The organism is Mesorhizobium sp. M8A.F.Ca.ET.021.01.1.1, from assembly GCF_003998025.1.
In the GTDB taxonomy this organism is placed as follows: domain Bacteria; phylum Pseudomonadota; class Alphaproteobacteria; order Rhizobiales; family Rhizobiaceae; genus Mesorhizobium.
This window is the reverse complement of the sequence record NZ_RZSJ01000061.1, coordinates 1-17365: the sequence shown is the minus strand read 5'-3', so window position 1 is coordinate 17365 and position 17365 is coordinate 1. Positions and strand designations below refer to the sequence as shown.

General features: G+C 64.4%; 16 protein-coding genes and 1 pseudogene. 6 read left to right on the top strand and 11 right to left on the bottom strand.

The window, feature by feature from the left end; translation table 11 throughout:
* From leuB to EOA36_RS07835, 3 genes are all read right to left on the bottom strand, one after another.
* On the bottom strand, positions 1–955 hold a 955-nt coding region (gene leuB / locus EOA36_RS07850), incomplete at its 3' end, for a 3-isopropylmalate dehydrogenase (protein WP_127276579.1).
* Positions 956–1282: 327 nt separating this feature from the next.
* Entirely contained in the window at positions 1283–1633 is a 351-nt protein-coding gene (locus EOA36_RS07840) for a VOC family protein (protein WP_127276575.1), read from the bottom strand.
* Between the two features lie 12 nt (positions 1634–1645).
* Positions 1646–2029 (bottom strand): RidA family protein, encoded by a 384-nt coding sequence (locus tag EOA36_RS07835; RefSeq protein WP_127276581.1) that lies wholly within the window; start codon positions 2027–2029, stop codon positions 1646–1648.
* Positions 2030–2293: 264 nt separating this feature from the next.
* Between EOA36_RS07835 and EOA36_RS07830 the strand changes: the two genes are divergently transcribed.
* The gene (locus tag EOA36_RS07830) at positions 2294–5743 is read left to right on the top strand and encodes a tetratricopeptide repeat protein (protein ID WP_127276573.1); all 3450 of its coding nucleotides are present in this window, start codon (positions 2294–2296) and stop codon (positions 5741–5743) included.
* A gap of 157 nt (positions 5744–5900) precedes the next feature.
* Here EOA36_RS07830 and EOA36_RS07825 read toward each other — a convergent pair whose 3' ends face one another.
* The 3 genes from EOA36_RS07825 to leuD all read right to left on the bottom strand — a co-directional run bounded on the left by EOA36_RS07825 (position 5901) and on the right by leuD (position 8935).
* Positions 5901–6905 carry a L,D-transpeptidase gene (locus EOA36_RS07825; protein ID WP_127276571.1) on the bottom strand — a complete coding sequence of 335 codons (1005 nt, stop codon included), beginning with the start codon at positions 6903–6905 and terminating at the stop codon, positions 5901–5903.
* 434 nt (positions 6906–7339) lie between these two features.
* Entirely contained in the window at positions 7340–8275 is a 936-nt protein-coding gene (locus tag EOA36_RS07820; RefSeq protein WP_127276569.1) for a hypothetical protein, read from the bottom strand.
* Positions 8276–8329: 54 nt separating this feature from the next.
* Complete coding sequence (gene leuD, locus EOA36_RS07815) at positions 8330–8935, bottom strand: 3-isopropylmalate dehydratase small subunit (RefSeq protein ID WP_127276567.1); 606 nt, start codon at positions 8933–8935, stop codon at positions 8330–8332.
* Positions 8936–9088: 153 nt separating this feature from the next.
* Here leuD and EOA36_RS07810 point away from each other — a divergent pair, with 153 nt between their 5' ends.
* The 5 genes from EOA36_RS07810 (at position 9089) to EOA36_RS07790 (ending at position 11755) form a co-directional block, all read left to right on the top strand.
* Positions 9089–9514, top strand: a complete 426-nt coding sequence (locus tag EOA36_RS07810; protein ID WP_127276565.1) for a GNAT family N-acetyltransferase — start codon at positions 9089–9091, stop codon at positions 9512–9514.
* Positions 9515–9600: 86 nt separating this feature from the next.
* Positions 9601–9918 (top strand): metalloregulator ArsR/SmtB family transcription factor, encoded by a 318-nt coding sequence (locus EOA36_RS07805; protein WP_127276562.1) that lies wholly within the window; start codon positions 9601–9603, stop codon positions 9916–9918.
* The gene (locus EOA36_RS07800; RefSeq protein ID WP_127276560.1) at positions 9918–10364 is read left to right on the top strand and encodes an SRPBCC family protein; all 447 of its coding nucleotides are present in this window, start codon (positions 9918–9920) and stop codon (positions 10362–10364) included. The genes EOA36_RS07805 and EOA36_RS07800 overlap by 1 nt, the downstream gene beginning before the upstream one ends.
* A 43-nt stretch (positions 10365–10407) precedes the next feature.
* The gene (locus EOA36_RS07795) at positions 10408–10899 is read left to right on the top strand and encodes an SRPBCC domain-containing protein (RefSeq protein WP_127276557.1); all 492 of its coding nucleotides are present in this window, start codon (positions 10408–10410) and stop codon (positions 10897–10899) included.
* Between the two features lie 70 nt (positions 10900–10969).
* Positions 10970–11755: a DUF72 domain-containing protein gene (locus EOA36_RS07790; protein WP_127276555.1), complete on the top strand. Its 786-nt coding sequence runs from the start codon at positions 10970–10972 to the stop codon at positions 11753–11755.
* A 122-nt stretch (positions 11756–11877) separates the two neighbouring features.
* Here the strand turns inward: EOA36_RS07790 and EOA36_RS07785 are convergent, their stop codons facing one another.
* From EOA36_RS07785 to EOA36_RS38910, 5 genes and pseudogenes are all read right to left on the bottom strand, one after another.
* Complete coding sequence (locus EOA36_RS07785) at positions 11878–13044, bottom strand: FAD-binding oxidoreductase (RefSeq protein ID WP_127276552.1); 1167 nt, start codon at positions 13042–13044, stop codon at positions 11878–11880.
* Between the two features lie 28 nt (positions 13045–13072).
* The gene (locus EOA36_RS07780; protein WP_127276550.1) at positions 13073–14689 is read right to left on the bottom strand and encodes an ATP-binding protein; all 1617 of its coding nucleotides are present in this window, start codon (positions 14687–14689) and stop codon (positions 13073–13075) included.
* On the bottom strand, positions 14680–15372 hold the full coding sequence (locus EOA36_RS07775) for a response regulator transcription factor (RefSeq protein ID WP_127276548.1): 693 nt from the start codon (positions 15370–15372) through the stop codon (positions 14680–14682). Before EOA36_RS07775 ends, EOA36_RS07780 begins: the two co-directional genes overlap by 10 nt.
* A gap of 3 nt (positions 15373–15375) precedes the next feature.
* Positions 15376–16920, bottom strand: a complete 1545-nt coding sequence (locus tag EOA36_RS07770) for a DUF4173 domain-containing protein (RefSeq protein WP_127276546.1) — start codon at positions 16918–16920, stop codon at positions 15376–15378.
* A 340-nt stretch (positions 16921–17260) separates the two neighbouring features.
* Positions 17261–17365, bottom strand: a pseudogene (locus tag EOA36_RS38910) (IS110 family transposase); the annotation flags it as partial.

Here is a 17365-nt window from a genome sequence, read left to right as displayed (position 1 = left end):
CGAAGGAATAGCGCAGGCACATGGCGAAGGAGGCGATCATGGCGATCGGGTTGGCGATGCCCTTGCCGGCAATGTCTGGCGCCGAGCCGTGCACCGGCTCGTACAGCGCCTTGCGCTTCTTGGTCTTGGCATCAGGCGCGCCGAGCGAGGCCGATGGCAGCATGCCGATCGAGCCGGTCAGCATGGCGGCGATGTCGGACAGCATGTCGCCGAACAGATTGTCGGTGACGATGACGTCGAACTGCTTTGGCCAGCGCACCAGCTGCATGCCGCCGGCATCGGCCAGCATGTGGTCGAGCTTGACGTCGGCATAGCGCGCCTTGTGGGTTTGGGTGACGACCTCGTTCCACAGTACGCCGGACTTCATGACGTTGCGCTTTTCCATCGAGGTGACGTGGTTCTTGCGGGTCCGGGCCAGCTCGAAGGCGACGCCCGAAATGCGCTCGATCTCGAACGTGTCGTAGACCTGCGTGTCGATGCCGCGCTTCTGGCCGTTGCCGAGATCGATGATCTGCTTGGGCTCGCCGAAATAGACGCCGCCGGTCAGCTCGCGCACGATGAGGATGTCGAGGCCTTCGACCACTTCCTGCTTCAACGAGGAAGATGCCGCCAGCGCCGGATAGCAGATTGCGGGCCTGAGATTGGCGAACAGCTCCATGTCCTTGCGCAGGCGCAAGAGCCCGGCCTCGGGGCGCACCTCGTAAGGCACCGCATCCCACTTCGGCCCGCCGACGGCACCGAACAGCACCGCGTCCGCCGCCATCGCCTTTTCCATGTCGGCATCGGAGATCGCCGCGCCATGCGCATCGTAGGCACAGCCGCCGACAAGGCCCTCATCGGTGACGAAGCCGCTGCCGAGCTTTTCGTTCATCGCCGCGATCAGCTTCTTGACCTCGGCCATGGCCTCGGGGCCGATGCCGTCGCCGGGGAGCAGGAAAAGATGCTTCGTTGCCATGGAGAAAACCGTCCCAGAAAGATTTGAACCGCGGCCTTGCTAAACGCCAAGTGGTTGCAGCGCAAGCCGTAACGGGAGGGAGAACGCCGCGATGCGAACAAGGGCACCATCGGCGATCCTTCGCGCCCCCCCCTCTGTCCTGCCGGACATCTCCCCCACGAGGGGGGACATTGGCTATCATATCGGCCTTCGCAAATGTCAGGCGTTTACAGATAGCGCCGTTAGCAAAGCTGCCGATCTCCCCCCTCGTGGGGGAGATGCCCGGCAGGGCAGAGGGGGGCGCTGCCCCGCCGGGAGGCCCAAGTTACTGCCCCATGGAAGATGCCATCACCGATGCGAGAGAATGTTGACCAGCCGGCCGAGGGGATCGCGCACATAGAAGCGCCGCACGCCCCAGGGTTCGTCGGCAGGCCCATATTCGATGGCGAAACCGGCGGCCTGCATCGCTTCGAGCGCCGCATCGACATCGTCGACTTCGATCGACAGGTCCGGCACCGGCGTGCCGGACCCGCCTTGCGCCATGAAGCTGACCTGCACCTGCATCGTCTCCCCGGAGCCGTAGGTGGCGATCCAGCCCTGGTCCATGAGCAGATCGAGGCCGAGCACATCGTGGTAGAAACGGCTGGCCGCCGCCGCGTCCCGTGTCTCGATATTGGCCACGATGCGCCGGACCTTCATCGCCTTGGTCTCTCAGGCGGTACGCCGCAGCGCCGTCACCTCGATCTCGATCTTCATTTCCGGTTTGTTCAGCTGGCACACGATCATCGTCGCCGCCGGCCTGATGTCGCCGAACGTCTCGCCGAGGATCGGGAAGACGACATCCACGAAGGCCTGATCGGTGATGTAGTAATGCGCCCGCACCACATCCGCCATTTCGAAGCCGCCATCCCCGAGCGCCTTGCCGATCGTCGCCAGGCAGTTACGCGTCTGCGCCTCGACCGTCTCCGGCATCGTCATGGTCGCATAATCATAGCCGGTCGTCCCGGACACGAAACACCAGTCGCCCTGCACCACGGCACGCGAATAGCCGGCGGTCTTTTCGAAGGGTGAGCCGGTGGAGATGAGTTTGCGCATGAGGAGCCTCGCCATGATTGCAACCATTCTGTGGCGAAAACGCCGATCCTGCCATGGGCCAATACGAATGGATCGGCAGCGCAGAATCGGCGCCACCGACGGGCCCGCCCTGTCCGCCTCCGCGCCCTGTTGGCCTCCGCGAGGACGGGAATCCGTGAAGTATGCCGCCATTGCAATTTCTGCTTGCATTCCGGAACAAAAACAGAACTAATATGAAACAGCCGCGAGACCCGTCGCGGCAGCTCCGGGGGGAGGATCAGAGCCATGTCAGGCGGCACCGACGCGCTTGCGCGCGCATTCGTTGGTTCTTTGCGCGTCTGGCTGTCGTTGGCTGGGATGGGAGCCATTATCGTTCTCGCCACGCCGGCGTTCGCGGCCGGCGCCGACCATGCAACCTGTTTCAGCCGTGGCAAGGTCGACCCCGACCAGCGGACCGCTGCCTGTACCCGCGCGATCGCGCTAACGCCGGACGACGCCGGCCTCTATGTCAATCGCGCCAAGGCTTTCAGCAGGAAAGGCGAGCACGACCGCGCCATCGTCGACTGCGACGAAGCGATCGAGATCGACCCCGCCAACGCAAAGGCTTACGGCGTGCGCGGCATTGCCTGGCAGGACAAGGGCGACCACACCCGCGCCATTGCTTCGTTCGACGAGGCGATCCGGCTGGACCCGGCAAATTCGGCTTTCCGCTTTAACCGCGCCAAGAGCTGGGGCTTGAAGGGCGACTATGCCCGGACTCTCGCCGATCTGGATGAAGCGATCCGCCTCGACCCGGCCGACGCCCAGGCTTACCGGGTACGCGGCATGACGATGGCCCGGATCGGCAAGGCAAAAGAAGCATTTGCCGATCTCGACAAAGCCATCTCCTTGAAGCCGACCGATCCAGGGTCTTACTTTATCCGGGCATTGGTCTGGAAGACGATCGATCCCGACAAGGCCATCGCCGATCTGGACAAGGCCATCGCGCTCGATCCGGCCAACCCTAAATACGCCGAGGAAAGGCTGAGCCTCCAAGCCACCCGACGGCCCCCCGACCCCGCGGCCAGTCCGGCTTATGAAGCAGCCGAAGAGCCTGCCGCGCCGCGCGTATACGAGCCGCTTCAACTCTACCCCAGGAAAGAGGACCATTCCGAGCGCGTTGCCTGGGAACTGAAGCGGGGATTGGAGCAGCAGGTACAGGGCTACGTCGCCGGCGCAATCGCAAGTTTCAGCTCTGCCATTCAGCTCGATCCCTACAATGCCGAGGCCTTTTACGATCGGTCGCTCGCCGAGGCATCGCAGGGCAACTACGCCGCTGCCGCCAATGATTGCCGACGCGCCGTTGAACTGGACCCCGGGCGCGCGGGCTCGTGCAACGAGCATGCGCCCGGCGAACCGGACCAGTCGGCAGCCGGGAATGTGAGGGACCCGGCCGCCGCAAAAGTCCTGGTCGAACGCGCCGAGGCGCGGCTGGCGGATTATAGCGTCGGTGGCGCGCTTCTCGATCTTTCCAAGGCGATCAGCCTCGACCCTAACAATGCCGAGGCCTATCTCGTACGCGGCCGCGCGAGGACATTGAGTGGCGACAAGGCCGGCGCCGCGGCGGATTGCCGGCGCGCCGTCGAACTCGATCCGCGGCGGGCTGGAATCTGCGACAAGCAGGTCACGGGCGACAGCGTCGAATTGGCGCCACCGCCGGACGCACCAGCGGCGGAGCCCGAGAAGCCGCCATCGGCCATTCCGGAGATGACGGCCGCGCAAGGCAAGGCGCTGACCGAGAGGGCGCTGGCCGCAAAGGATCCGCGCGCCCTGGAGGCCGTCCTTGGTGGCGACGCCTTTCTCGACATGGGCAAGTATGACCAGGCGATCGGCGCCTACGACAAGGCGATCGAGCTCGATCCCGAAAACCGCTTTGCCCATTTCGGCCGCGGCCGGGCCTGGGCCGCCAAACGCGATTACGGCAAGGCGATCGCGGACTACGACAAGGCCATACGGACCAGTCCCGACTTTGGCGCGGCGCTTTCGCACCGGGGTCTGGCCAAGGCCACCTCGGGTGATGCCGATGGTGCGCTTGCCGACTGCGGCCGCGCCGCCGACCTCGACCCGAAGGCGCGCGACGCCTTCTACTGCAAGGGCGTGGCCTGGCACGCCAAGGGCGACGCCGGGCGTGCGATCGCCGCCTATTCCGTCGCGATCGGGATCGATGCGAAGGATGACGCCAGCTATTATGCGCGCGGCATGGCGCGGGCCGACCGGAAGGACTATGCCGGCGCCGTCGTCGACTTCGACGAGGCACTGCAGCTCGACCCCGGCAATCCCGACTATGCCATCGCCCGCAAGGCGGCGGCCAACGCCGGCCGGGAGCCAGCGGCGAAAGCCAAGGCCGCGGCAACCAAGCCCGCCGGCCAGGCGCGAACCAAGATCGTCGAGGACGCTATCGAGCAGGGAACGATCTGGCGCGCCCAAAATCAGTTCGACCGGGCGATCGAGCAGTACGACATAGCGGTCGCCGCCGACCCATCCAATGCCGGCGCCCACACCTTGCGCGCCTTCACCTATGCGTTGAAAGGCGACCCCGACCGGGCCATGGCCGACTACGACAAGTCGACAAAGCTCGATCCAAAGTCGACCGACGCCTATTTCTACCGTTCCGCCATCTGGCTGCAGAGAGGCAAGATCGACCGGGCCATCGCCGATCTGAGCACCATCATTTCGCTGCAGCCGGCCAATGCCGACGCTTATGTGCTGCGCAGCCGGGCCCGCGCCGTGAAACACGATTGCGACGGCATCATCGCCGATTCCACGGAGGTGATCCGACTGCGGCCAACGGATGCCGAAGCATGGTTCAACCGCGGATTCTGCTGGAACAGGGAGAAGCAATACGACCGCGCCATCGCCGACCTGGATGAGGCTTTACGCCTTGATCCAAACCACGCCAATGCCAGCAAGGAGCGCGACGATGCGGCCATGGCGAGAGCGGCAAACAAGCAGGCGCCAACGACAGGGGGCGCGGCGGCAACGACGCGCGACATCACGAAGAGTGGCATAGCCCTCTACAACAAGGGTCGCTACGACCTTGCGATCGCCAAATTCGATCAGGCATTGGCGCTCGATTCCAACGATGCCGAGGCTTTCGGATATCGCGGTCTCGCCTGGGGGCAGAAGGGCAATTACGATCGCGCCATAACGGACTACGGCAGCGCGATTGCGCTCGAGCCAAAGAACGGCAGCTATTATTCCGCCCGTGGCTTTGCCTGGACGGCCAAGAACGACCACAAACGGGCCATCGACGATTTCAGCAAGGCGATCGAGTTCGATCCCACCTACGCCCTGCATTTCCACGCTCGCGGGATCAGCCGGATGACCATAGGCGATTACGACGGCGCCATAGCAGACTATGACGAAGCCATCGGCCTTAGTCCGGGCGTCGCCAAAATGCGTGTCGATCGCGGTATCGTCTGGATGGCCAAGGGCGATGCGAAGCGCGCCCTGGCGGATTTCGACATGGCGATCCAGATCGATCGGAACAGTCCGGGCGGCTACTTCGGCAGAGGCCTGGTGCAGGCACGCGCGGGCGATCACGACGGCGCGATCGCCAACTTCACTCACGCCATCAAGCTCTACCCCAACTATGCCGATGCCTACACTTTCCGGGGCCGTTCCTGGGAGGCAAAAGGCAACACCAAGCGCGCCAAGGCCGACCGCAGGAAAGCGCTGAGCCTGGGAGCAAATTGAAGCTTGTCCGGTTGGGATTGCGAGCAGTTCCGGCTGGCCCATGGCCGGCTCCGAGCGGTAGACGCCGCTATGGATTTTGACGTTGAAGACCTTGTGCGCCGGCTACCGTGAGGTGCTCTGCGGTCCCGGTCAGGGGTTCTGCATTGCCCGCCATGCGTCAGCCGGGTTGGTCCTTGGCCGATTCAGCTGTTTCTCCGGTGAAGACAACCCTTGTGCCTTTGTGCACCTCAAGGGCGAGGTCTTCGGCATCCCAATTGGTCAACCTGATGCAACCATGCGAGAAGGTCTTCCCGATCTTGCCGGGTTCGGGCGTACCGTGAATCCCGTAACTTTCAATGGACAGATCGATCCAGATCGATCCGACAGGATTGTTAGGTCCGGCAGCGATGGTGAAGGGCCTTTTGGTTCTTACCCCCTTGAAGGCGAAGTGAGGATCATAATGATAGGTGGGATTGTGGACCACGCGCGTGACTTGTGCCTCGCCGCTCGGCGCCGGCTTCTCTTCGCTTCCAATCGAGGCGGGGTAGACCGAAATCACTTTGCCGGAATTGTCGAGAACGCGAACTTGGCGCGCGGCCTTGTCGACTTCGAGGCTGGCAACGGCTGAGGAGGGATCGCCTCGGGCGATAGCCGGCACCAGCAACTTTGCGCCGGCCGTCCTGAAGCTGATGCCCGGGTTGAGCCTTCGCAGCAATTGTTCGCTGATGTGGAAGCGCTCTGCGATCCGTTCCAACGAACTGCGATAGCCGAGCCTGCGCAGGTGAGCCATTCTTTCCATGCTGGCCGGAATGCGCTTGGTAAACGGTCCACGCACGTCCTTGCGCGTCAGCTCGTAGTTCACAAGAACCGCGCCTTGCGAGGTTGCGACCAGCTTGTCCCAGGTCTCCCGGTTGAGCTTGCCATCGGCGGGCAGCGCGTTGGCCGCCTGAAATGCCCGCACCGCCTTGGTGAAGTTCTCCGCCTGGTGGCCGTCAATGAGGCCCGACGAGAACCGCGCGCGATCCAAAAGGATCTGTGCCTTCAGCACGGTCGCATCGACGCCCTTCGTTGCAGCGTCGCCGAATTGAGCATTGTTGACGGTGGCTGCGTCCAGCTTTGCCGCCTCTGTGGCGCCAGCCGCGAAGGCGAACAAAACAAGCGCCAGAAGAACGAGTCTGACCATCAATGTTACTCCAGGCACTGCCGCGCGAAGCTGCTTCTATGACGCCGCTCGGCCGATCTGGTTCCATTTGTCCCAGCGAATATCGCCGTTGAGTCTGGTTGGGCAGAAGGCCATCCTCGATCTCCGCGCCGGCGACCGGCGGCGCTCAAAGGAAGAACGGCGCATAAACTGCGGTCCTGCGCGCGTCGGCAACGATGGACGGTTGTCGCGCGTAGGCAGAGGAAATTAGCCCCGCGCGGACGACAGCCGTAGGAGCGTCAGCATAGCGCCGGTCACAGGAATAGACGCGGACCGACTGTCCCCATCCGCGGTGGCCACAGTGTGCGAATTTGACCTGTTTGATCGGCTGCAACTTGGCATCTGATTCGCCTGCTGCGTAGAAACAAAGGGACAGAGCACTAAAGTGCGCCCGGTTTTCGCCGGAAATGCCCCGGTTAGTTCGCCGACCCCAGCGCCTTGTCCAGCGCTTCCTTCACATCGGCCGGCCATGTCGCCACCGGCGGCCAGGCGTTCGGTTGGCCATTGTCGCCGCGACGGGCGAAGTAGAGTTGGTGCTTGGCCGGGTCAACCGCCATGAAGCCGTCATTGCCGCCGCAATCATGCGGTACGCAGCCGCTGGCGTAGAAGGCGCCGGACGCGGTCTTTTCCGTGCCGCCGCCGACCAGCAGGCTGGTCGCCATGTCGGGCATGTCCTTGCCGAGCAGTTTCTGGGCTTCCTTGTAGACGGCCTCATTGTGAAAGGCGTCGATGATGTTGTCGTATTTCGACGGGTCGATATCCTTCCAGTCCGTGCCGGGCTCCGGCATGTAGGCCAGATTGCCCGAAATGGTCAGTCCGCTCGCTGGCGACCATTGCAAAGCCGGCTTTTCATCGCCGGGCAAAAGATACGGCACGAAATAGATGGCGTTGTCGGACACCGCCGAGGGCGGCGCGCCGCACTCGTCCTGCTCGACCGTGATGCTCTGGATGGCGCCACCCTCCGGCTTCCAGACGATCACCTTGGCCGGGCCGCACTGGTTGCCGCCATCGCCGACATCGACCAGCGCCACATTGACGTCGCCGATCTTGACGATCTTATCGAAAAAGACGTCATAGTTGCTGGCCAGCTGTTTGCCGTCATAGGACAGCACCTTCTCGCCGTCCTGCTCCGGCTGCGTGATGGTGAGTTGGCCGCCTTCGAACGGGATCGGCGCCTGCTTGTCGTCCTCGGAAGCGTCGGCAGCGTTCGTTCCCGTGTCCTGGTCGGTGGCTGGCTTTTCGGCCGCCGGCGCTTGCTCCGCGGCGGGCGTCTGGGTCTGGGTTTGCGCAAACGCGGTGGGTGCCAACAACAAGGCCACCCCGCAGGCGCCGGCCAGAAGCTGGTGTCTCATGACTGTCCCTCCCTCAGTCGCGTCCCGGCAGGAAAGGCCGGGCCTATCGGCCGCTCAGGCCCAGGGGCGCAGTTCGGCGTTCTTCTTCTCGAACGAGGCGATGGCGCCGGCCTTTTCCATGGTCAGGCCGATGTCGTCGAGCCCGTTGAGCATGCAATGCCGCTTGAAGTCGTCGAGATCGAAGGTCACGACGCCGCCGTCCGGGCCACGGATTTCCTTGGCTTCGAGATCGACCGACAGAGTTGCGTTGGAGCCGCGCGAGGCGTCGTCCATGAGCTTCTCCAGGTCCTCGGGGCTGACGGTGATCGGCAGCACGCCGTTCTTGAAGCAGTTGTTGTAGAAGATGTCGGCGAACGAGGTCGAGATGACGCAGCGTATCCCGAAATCGAGCAGCGCCCATGGCGCGTGCTCCCTGCTCGAGCCGCAGCCGAAATTGTCGCCGGCGACCAGGATCTGCGCCTTGCGGTAGGCCGGCTTGTTGAGCACGAAGTCCGGATTTTCCGAACCGTCGTCCTTGTAGCGCATCTCGGCAAACAGGCCGGTGCCAAGCCCTGTACGCTTGATCGTCTTGAGATAATCCTTCGGGATGATCATGTCGGTGTCGACATTGACGATCGGCATGGGGGCGGCGACGCCGGTGAGCTTGGTGAATTTTTCCATGGCTTTGGCCCGTGTTTTCGTTGCGGGGGATTTTCTGGAGCCCGGTTTACACAAAGCCGCGGGCAAATAAAAGGCAGCTGTTCGTGCGCGCCGGCGCCAGGGTGCCGACGAAACGGCTTCGAATTCACCGCCCGATGGTGCACTCTGGCTGTGATGGCAGAAAATTCCCACGTCCTCTACGCCCGCGAGGCATCGCTCGATACCGCGCAGTTCCGCCGCGTGCTGGCCGAATCCGGCCTCGGCGAAGTCAGGCCCGTCGATGACGAGGCCAGACTGAAGGCGATGCTGGAGGGCGCCGATTTGATCGTGACCGCCCGTCTCGACATGGAAGGCAAGCCGCTGATTGGCGTTGCCCGCTGCCTGACCGACTTTTCCTGGGTCTGCTACATCTCCGACCTCGCCGTATCGGCCAAGGCGCAGGGACTTGGCATCGGCAAGGGGCTGATGGACGAGGTGGCCCGGCAGCTCGGACCGTCGGTCGCCATCAGCCTGATTTCGATGCCCGATGCCGTCGGCTTCTACGAACGCATCGGCATGAAGCGCATGCCGGACGCCTTCTGGATCTCCCGCAAGCGCTGATTCTTTATCTGCCGCGATCTATCCGGTCGCCAATGGCGTGCGATCTTGCCGCTTGACATGCAACCAAATGGTTGCATATTAGAGCAATGAGCATGGATGCAGTCTTTCGCGCCCTGGCGGACCCGACACGCCGGCAATTGCTGGACAGCCTCCATGCCAGGAATGGGCAGACGCTGAATGCGCTGTGCGCCGAGATGGCCATGACCCGCCAGGCGGTGACCAAGCACCTGGCGATCCTGGAGGAAGCAAACCTCGTCGCCACCATCCGCCGGGGTCGAGAGAAGGAGCACTACCTCAACCCGGTTCCGATCAACGAGATCGCCGACCGCTGGATTGGCAAATTCGAGCGGGGGCGGCTGACTGCCCTCAGCGACCTGAAGAAACGCCTCGAAAGGGAAGACTGATGAGCAACAGCTTCGTTTATGTGACCTATATTCGCACCACGGCCGAAAAGCTCTGGGAAGCGTTGACCGACCCGGAGTTCAACCGGCAGTTCTTCCTCTGCTCCTATCAGGAGAGCGAATGGAAGGTGGGCTCCTGCTGGAAGCTGATCTTCCCCGACGGGCGGGTCGCCGACAGCGGCGAGATCCTCGAGATCGATCCGCCGCGGCGCCTGGTCATCAAATGGCGCAATGAATGGATGCCCGAGATCAGGGAAGACGGCTACACGCGCTGCACCTTCACCATCGAGCCGGACGGCGAGCTGATGAAGCTTACCGTAACCCATGAAGCGGACGGGCCGCACAGGCTGATCGGCAACGTCGCCAAGGGGTGGCCGCTGGTGCTGGCCAGCCTGAAGAGCCTGCTCGAGACCGGCAAGGGCTTCGAGCGTCCGCCATCAAAGGGTTGAAGGCTCGTTTCGTCAACGAAACAAATTTGATGTGGAGGCATCCATGATCCACGCTCCCAGGGTACGGAGCATGACCAATGGCGACACCGTCATGGCATCGGCCGAGATCGAAGCGCCTCCGGAACGCATCTTCGAGGCACTGGTCGGCGAGGAAATCGGGCAATGGTGGGGGTCGGCCGACACCGAACGGATGGTCGACTGGTCGGCCGACCTGCGCGTCGGCGGCCATTGGACCGCTATTGTCCGAACGGCCGAAGGCACGGACCTGCCGGCCAGCGGCGAATTCCTCGAGATCGAGGCGCCGCGCCGGATCGTCCAGACGCGGGCCTATGCATGGGACCATCCCGCGCTTGGCCGACGGCAAACCACGGTAGCCTGGCTGCTGCAGCCGGTTGCCAGGGGCACGCGCCTTACCATCTGCCATGGCGGTTTTGCCGGGCTGCACGAAGCGGCGGCGGAACATGCAGAGGGCTGGGCGCGGGTGCTTGCCTGGCTGCAGGCACATGTCGAGGCTGGAAGACTGGCTGCGGCCTGAGCGGCGGGCCGTTGCTTTGCGTAGCCTCTCTCCGCCTTGACCCACACCTCATCCGGCCCACATCCCATGCATGGGAAAACAGGCATGTTTCATAGGCACGGCCGGTTGGGGCGTTCCGACACGATACGGCCAAGACTTCCCACAACCCGGTTCGCATCTCGAACGCTATTCCCGGCACTTTCCGGTCGTCGAGATCAATACATCCTTCTACAAGTCGCACCGCCGCGAGACCTATGAGCGCTGGGCACGCGCCGTGCCGGAGCACTTCCGCTTCGCCGTCAAGCTGCCGAAGGCCATCACCCATGAGCACCGCCTCGCCGGCTGCGACGACCTCCTTGAGAGCTTTCTCCTGCAGGCCGAAGGTCTCGGCGCAAAGCTGAGCGTGCTTCTGGTGCAGCTGCCTCCGAGCCTATCCTTCGAGCCGGATGTCGCGAGCGGTTTCTTCGATATGGTCAGTAAGCGAACCCAAGCCAGGCTGGTTTACGTACCGCGCCATCCCAGCTGGTTCGAACCGGAGGCTGAAGCGCTTCTGGCCGATCGCCGGATCGCGCGTGTCGCCGCCGACCCCGCTCCGGTGCCATCTGCTGCGGCGCCGGCAGGCTGGCCCGGCCTCGCCTATTTCCGCTGGCACGGCGCGCCGCGCGCCTATTACTCCGACTACGATGCCGATAGTCTCGCCAGATTTGGCCGGCAAATGGAGGCGGCGGCGGCTTTCGGTGCCGAGGTCTGGGGCATCTTCGACAACACGGCCGCCGGCCATGCGCTGGGCAACGCGCTTGCCGTCGAATCGATGATCGCCCAGACGCTTCTTCCTTCTCCCCTTGTGGGAGAAGGTGTCGCCGAAGGCGACGGATGAGGGGTGTTCCAGCTTGGCAAGGACGGAGATCTGTCACGCACCCCTCAACCGTCTCGGCGCTGCGCGCCGATCCACCTTCTCCCACAAGGGGAGAAGGGAGAGGCAGGCCCAGGCCAGGCGCCTCAAATCACATTCAATTCCCGGAACGCCCGGCCCTCGGCCACCCGTTCGTAGCCAAACGCCGAGCAATCGATCGTCCGGTAGCCGCCATGCACGATCAGTTCCGCCAGCGCCTTGCCGACCGCCGGCGCTTGCTGCAGGCCGTGGCCGGAAAATCCGTTGGCGAAGAGGAAATTCGTCACCTCGGGGTGCGGGCCGATCACCGCGTTCTGGTCGAGGGTGTTATAGTCATAATGCCCGGCCCAGGCACGCGTCGGCTTGATCGCCTCGAAGGCCGGGATGCGGGTTGCCAGCACCGGCCAGATCACCTCTTCGAACAGCGGCCAGTCGACGTCGAAATCGCCGGGATCGGCCGGGCCGTCGCCCTCTTCCGGTTCGGCGCCGCCGGTCAGGTAGACCGAGCCTTCCGGCCTGACATAGATGCCCGAGGGATCGACCAGCAGCGGCATGTCGGCATATTTCTCGCGCGCCTCGAAGACGAAGACGTTGCGCTTGCGCGGCTCGACCGGCAGCGCCAGCCCGGCAAGGGCGGCGACCTTGCCGGCATTCGGCCCGGCGGCGTTGATGACGGTGCCGGCCTCGATCCGGTCGCCATTATCGAGGCTGACGCCGGTGACGCGGTGGCCCTGCCGCTCGATACCGGTGACCGAAGCGCTGATGAAGTCGATCTTCTTCTGCCGCAGCGCCTTGCGGAACAGCGTCAGCATCGCATGCGCGTCGAACCAGCCTTCGCCGGTGCGGCCATAGGCGCCGGCGGTGATGCCTTCCGCCGACAGCCAAGGGAAGCGGCGCGTCAGCTGGTCGGCGTCCTCGAGCAGTATGTCGGCGCCTTCGGCGACCTGCGCCTCGTGGTTGGCCCTGAGGATCGGCAGCCCGGCCTCGCCGGCAAGGATGAGATAGCCGCCCTCGCGAAAACCGATATCGGCGTCAGTGCCGAATTCTTCCTTCAGCCGCCGGAACAGTTTCAGCGTGAATTGCGACAGGCGGATGTTTTCCGAAATCGAGAATTGCTGGCGGATCGAGGCCATGGATAGCGTCGTCGCCGAATGGGCGAATTGCGGGTCGCGCTCGATCAGCGCGATCGAGCCGGAAAACCCTTCCTCGCGCAGATAGTAGGCGACCGAGGAGCCGACGATGGCTCCGCCGATGATGACGATGTCGTAGCGCACTTTTCTTCTCCGATCCGCCGTCCACACTCTACGCGACCGGCAAAGTGATCTCGAAGCGCGTGCCGCGCTCGGAGTCAACCAACCTGATCGTACCATCATGCGCTTTCAGGAGGGCCAGCACGATGCCGAGGCCCATGCCGGTGCCGCCGGTAGCGCGCCGCGTGGTGAAGAACGGCTCGAAGATGCGCGCCTGGTTGCTTGGCGAAATGCCGGCGCCATCGTCGCTGACCAGCACGGTCGCCTTGCCGCCGGCGCTTGCGGCAGTGATCGAAACTTGCGTCGCGCCGTGCCTGGCCGAGTTGTCGATGAGATTGCCAAGCACGATTGCTCCGTTCTCGGCCGAGATGCGCAAGGCCAGATCGCCGCCGGCCTCGACGCCAACCGCCAGCCTGGTGTCGACGGGAAGCAGCGCCAGCGCCGACCTGACCGAGGTGCTTTCGCCGCTGGGCGCGAGGTTTTCGGCCCGCGCCAGGTCGAGCAGCCGCCGGACCAGCAGGTTGAGCCGTCCGGCATCGGTGACGATATTGTTGGAGAAGCGCCGCCGCTCGTCATCATCCATCGCCGCGCCGGAATCGCGCAGCAGTTCGGCCGCGCCCTGGATCGCCGTCAGCGGCGATTTGAGCTCATGCGAGACGTGGGTGGCAAAGGTCTGGATCGAATCCGAGCGCGCCTGCAGTTTCTCCGCCATGTCGAGAAACGCGGCGGACAGTTCGGCCATTTCGCGCGTGCCATGGTGGTCGAGCGGCCGGATCGCGTCGCGCTCGCCGGCGGCGATGCGCTGGGTGCGGTCGATCAGCGCATAGATCGGCCGGCTGACAGTGCGCAGGAAGACGAGGCCGATGAGCAGCGTGCCGCCGAGGATGGCGATCGCCGCCGCCGTCACCTTGCCGCGTTCGCCATAGAGATGTTTTATGATGTTGTTGGGCGTCCGCGAGACATAGACCACGCCGGCGACCTTGCCGTTGACGGCAACCGGCAGGGCGACGAAGACGCGCACCTTGGTGCCGCGGCTGACCGAATAGAGCGGCGGCGCCGGCTGGTTGGGGATGCGCAGCCGGAGCGCGCTGGCATAGCGCCCGGCAAGTGCGGCACGCACCTCCTCGACCCCGGCAAGCGACTGCCCGATTTCGTCGCGCCCGGCAATGACGACACCTGCGGGATCAAGCAGCCGGAAACCGGCCAGCGTGGTCTTCTGCGTCGCATCGAGAATGCCGGTCAGGCGCGCGCCGATCGCGGCGAAAGCGGGATCGGCCGTGGCGGGCATCCCGGCAGGCCGGGTCGCAAGCACGTAATCCGAGGCGAGATCGAGCCGCGGCTCGATCGGCCGATAGGGCGATTCGGGATTGGCGCTTCGGCTCGCGCCGCCATTGGCCCCAGGCATCGGCGCGCCGAGCTTTTCCGGCAAAATGCCGGCGTCGCGCACCTCCTGCGCATAGATGGCGGCGATGGCGGCACCCTGCGCGATCAGCTCCGCCTCGGTCTGGCGGATCAGCTGGTTCTCATAGAGGCGGAAGAAGAACAGGCCGACCAGCGGCAGCGCCATCACCAGGATCAGGATGGCGACGACGACCGTGGCGAGACGAGGCCGCCATTTGCGGCCGATCCACTTGCTGCCAATCCATTTGCTGGACGTCGTCAGCCGCATCGGCCGAGCCGGAAGCCGACGCCATGCACCGTCTCGATGACCTCCGGGCAACCCACCGCCGCCAACTTGGCGCGGATGTTGCGGATATGGCTGTCGACGGTGCGGTCGGCGACATGGATCTTGCCCGCATAGGCACTGGCCATCACCGCCTCGCGGTCGAGCACATGGGTGGGCCGCGCCAGAAACCCTTTCAGGATCGAGAACTCGATCCCCGTCAGGGCCAGCGGCTTGCCGTCGAAGGCGGCCGCGTGGCTGGCCGGCGCCAAGGTGAGCTTGCCCTGCGCGAACTGCCTGTCGTCGGCGGGTTCGGGCGCGACGGGGCGGGCGCGCCGCAGGATGACGTTGACGCGGGCGACCAGCTCGCGCGGGCTGAACGGTTTGGTGACATAATCGTCGCCGCCCATTTCGAGCCCAAGGATGCGGTCGATCTCCTCATCTCGCGCGGACAGGAACAGCACCGGCACGTCTGATGTGTGGCGCAGCCGCCGGCAGACCTCCAGCCCGTCCATCTCAGGCATGCCGATGTCGAGCACGACAAGGTCGGGCGTGCGCCGTTCGATCGCCTGCAGGGCGGCGGCGCCATCGGCCACGGCAGCCGTTTTCATGCCGGCCTTTTCCAGCGCGAAGCAGATCACTTCGCGGATATGCGGGTCGTCGTCGGCGACGAGGATGTGATGCGGCATGGCTCAGCGATCCGGCACGGGTTCTGCGACACCAGGAACAATGATCGGCTGCCTGCTGTCGAGATAGCGAAGCAGGCGCCAGTCGCGAAAGCTCCAGCTCCGCCAGTTTTCCTGCATGCTGCGATACCAGCCTTCATCGACACCGCGCAACCTTGCCAGTTCGCCGACGGCGCCGGCATCGGCCGTCTTACGCTGACGATCGAAGAAGCGGTCGAGCGCCGGAAAGGCGCCCGGGCCGAGCGAGCGCAGATACCAGGCGTCGAGGGGAATGCCCTGGCCGGTCATTTCAAGGGAATGGTCGACATTGTAATTGGCGATCAGCGCGGCGAAGTTGATGAAACAGCAGGCATAAAGCGCCAGGGATAACGTCAGAAGATTGGCGGAGAGCAGCCATTCATTGGATTTTCCGAGCGCGATGCGGGCGATGATCAGCGCAAGCCCGGCCGCCACCAGCCCCATCCAGACGAAAGCAGCGACGCGCCAGCAGGTCAGCGCATAGATGCCGACATAGAGGTCGAGCCGCAGGATCGACGAGGCGACCAGCATGATGTTCTGCGCTACCAAGGCATAGACCAGGCGGCGGATAAGCGGATCGGCCGATGCCTCGCTGCCGGGCCTCAGCGCCGCAAGGACAAAACCGGCGGCGAGCAGCGCGGTGACAACAAGCGGATAGGCGCCTCGATGCGCGTAGGCGGCGTAGCTCAAGCCATCGGGAAGCGCGACCCCGCCCCACAGATAGGTGGCGTCGAGCCCGCTCTGCATCGCGAACAGGATGTTGAAGACAACGAGCGCTCGAAGGATAGCCGCCTTACCGAAGGCGATGTCCTCGACAACATGCCTGTCCGGGCCAGCCGCCGGCTGGGCATCGGCAGGGGGATGATCTGGCCGGAAAATACGCCGCCGGAATCGGGGCAGGCGCGGCCGCAGAAAGGCCCAGACGCCGGCAAGCACGAACAGCCAGAAGGCAATCCGCGTCAGCTGGATCAGGTCGAGCAGCCTGATGAGATCGATCAGCGACAGCCAGTATTCGATGACCGGATTGGCGGCGCCGAACAGGGCGACGAAGACGGCGCCCAGCGTCAGCGGCATGACCCAGACCGCGATCGCCGCCAGCCTTATGCGATGCCCGCCGAACCGCCGCGCCGCCCTTCGCCACTGGAGAAAATCGCCGAGGAACCGGACCGGCGCCGCCAGCCCGAACAGCACGACCTGGCCGGTAATGCGCGCCATGCGGTGCCGCAGCCGGCCACTCAGCGAAAGCGCGAACGCCACCAGGGCCGCGAGCGCGATCGAGACGGACAAGGGGCTGACAGTCTCGGCCAGCGGCAGCAGCGCGACAAGCAAGGCGGCTGACTTGAGCCACACCTTGCCATCGTTGAACGCGGCGGGATGCACGGCCACCACCGCCGCGGCAATCAGGATGGCGAACAGGAGAACCGTGATGCCGGCGGGCTGGCCGTAGAACAGGAAATCGGCGATCGCGACCAACAGCAGGGCAACGCCGAAGCGGCTGCGATAGCTTGGCGCCGAAGTGAGCAACACTGTCATGACCTGATCGTCCCCATGGCTTCCAGTCGGGCCGTCGGAGGGCGTCTGCGGACGAAAGGGATGAGGGTTGCCGTCGCACGTGGTGGATCGGCCAGCCACCAGCCTTCGCTGCGCAGCCTGTGGGGCAGGGACCAACGGGGTTTTGCTCGCTTTTGCATGCCGCCTGTCTCGCAGGCCGGCCGGGTGGCGATGCGGCGGATCGGAGGAGGTTTTCGGCAGGCGTGTGCAGTTTTCGTGCAGGGCTGGTGCGCTGCCCGCCATTCTTTGCGGACGCGTTGGCGTACCCCAGCCAGGCTCCTTTCCTCTCCCTCCGGAGGGGGGAGAGCGACTATCTGGGGTGTCAAGTTGCATTTGCGAATTCGCTTCTCGCGTCGCGTGCTTTTGCGTTGAGGATGACGAGAAGTTTTCTGGCGAGTGCGATGCGGATGAGCATTTTGGGCTTTCC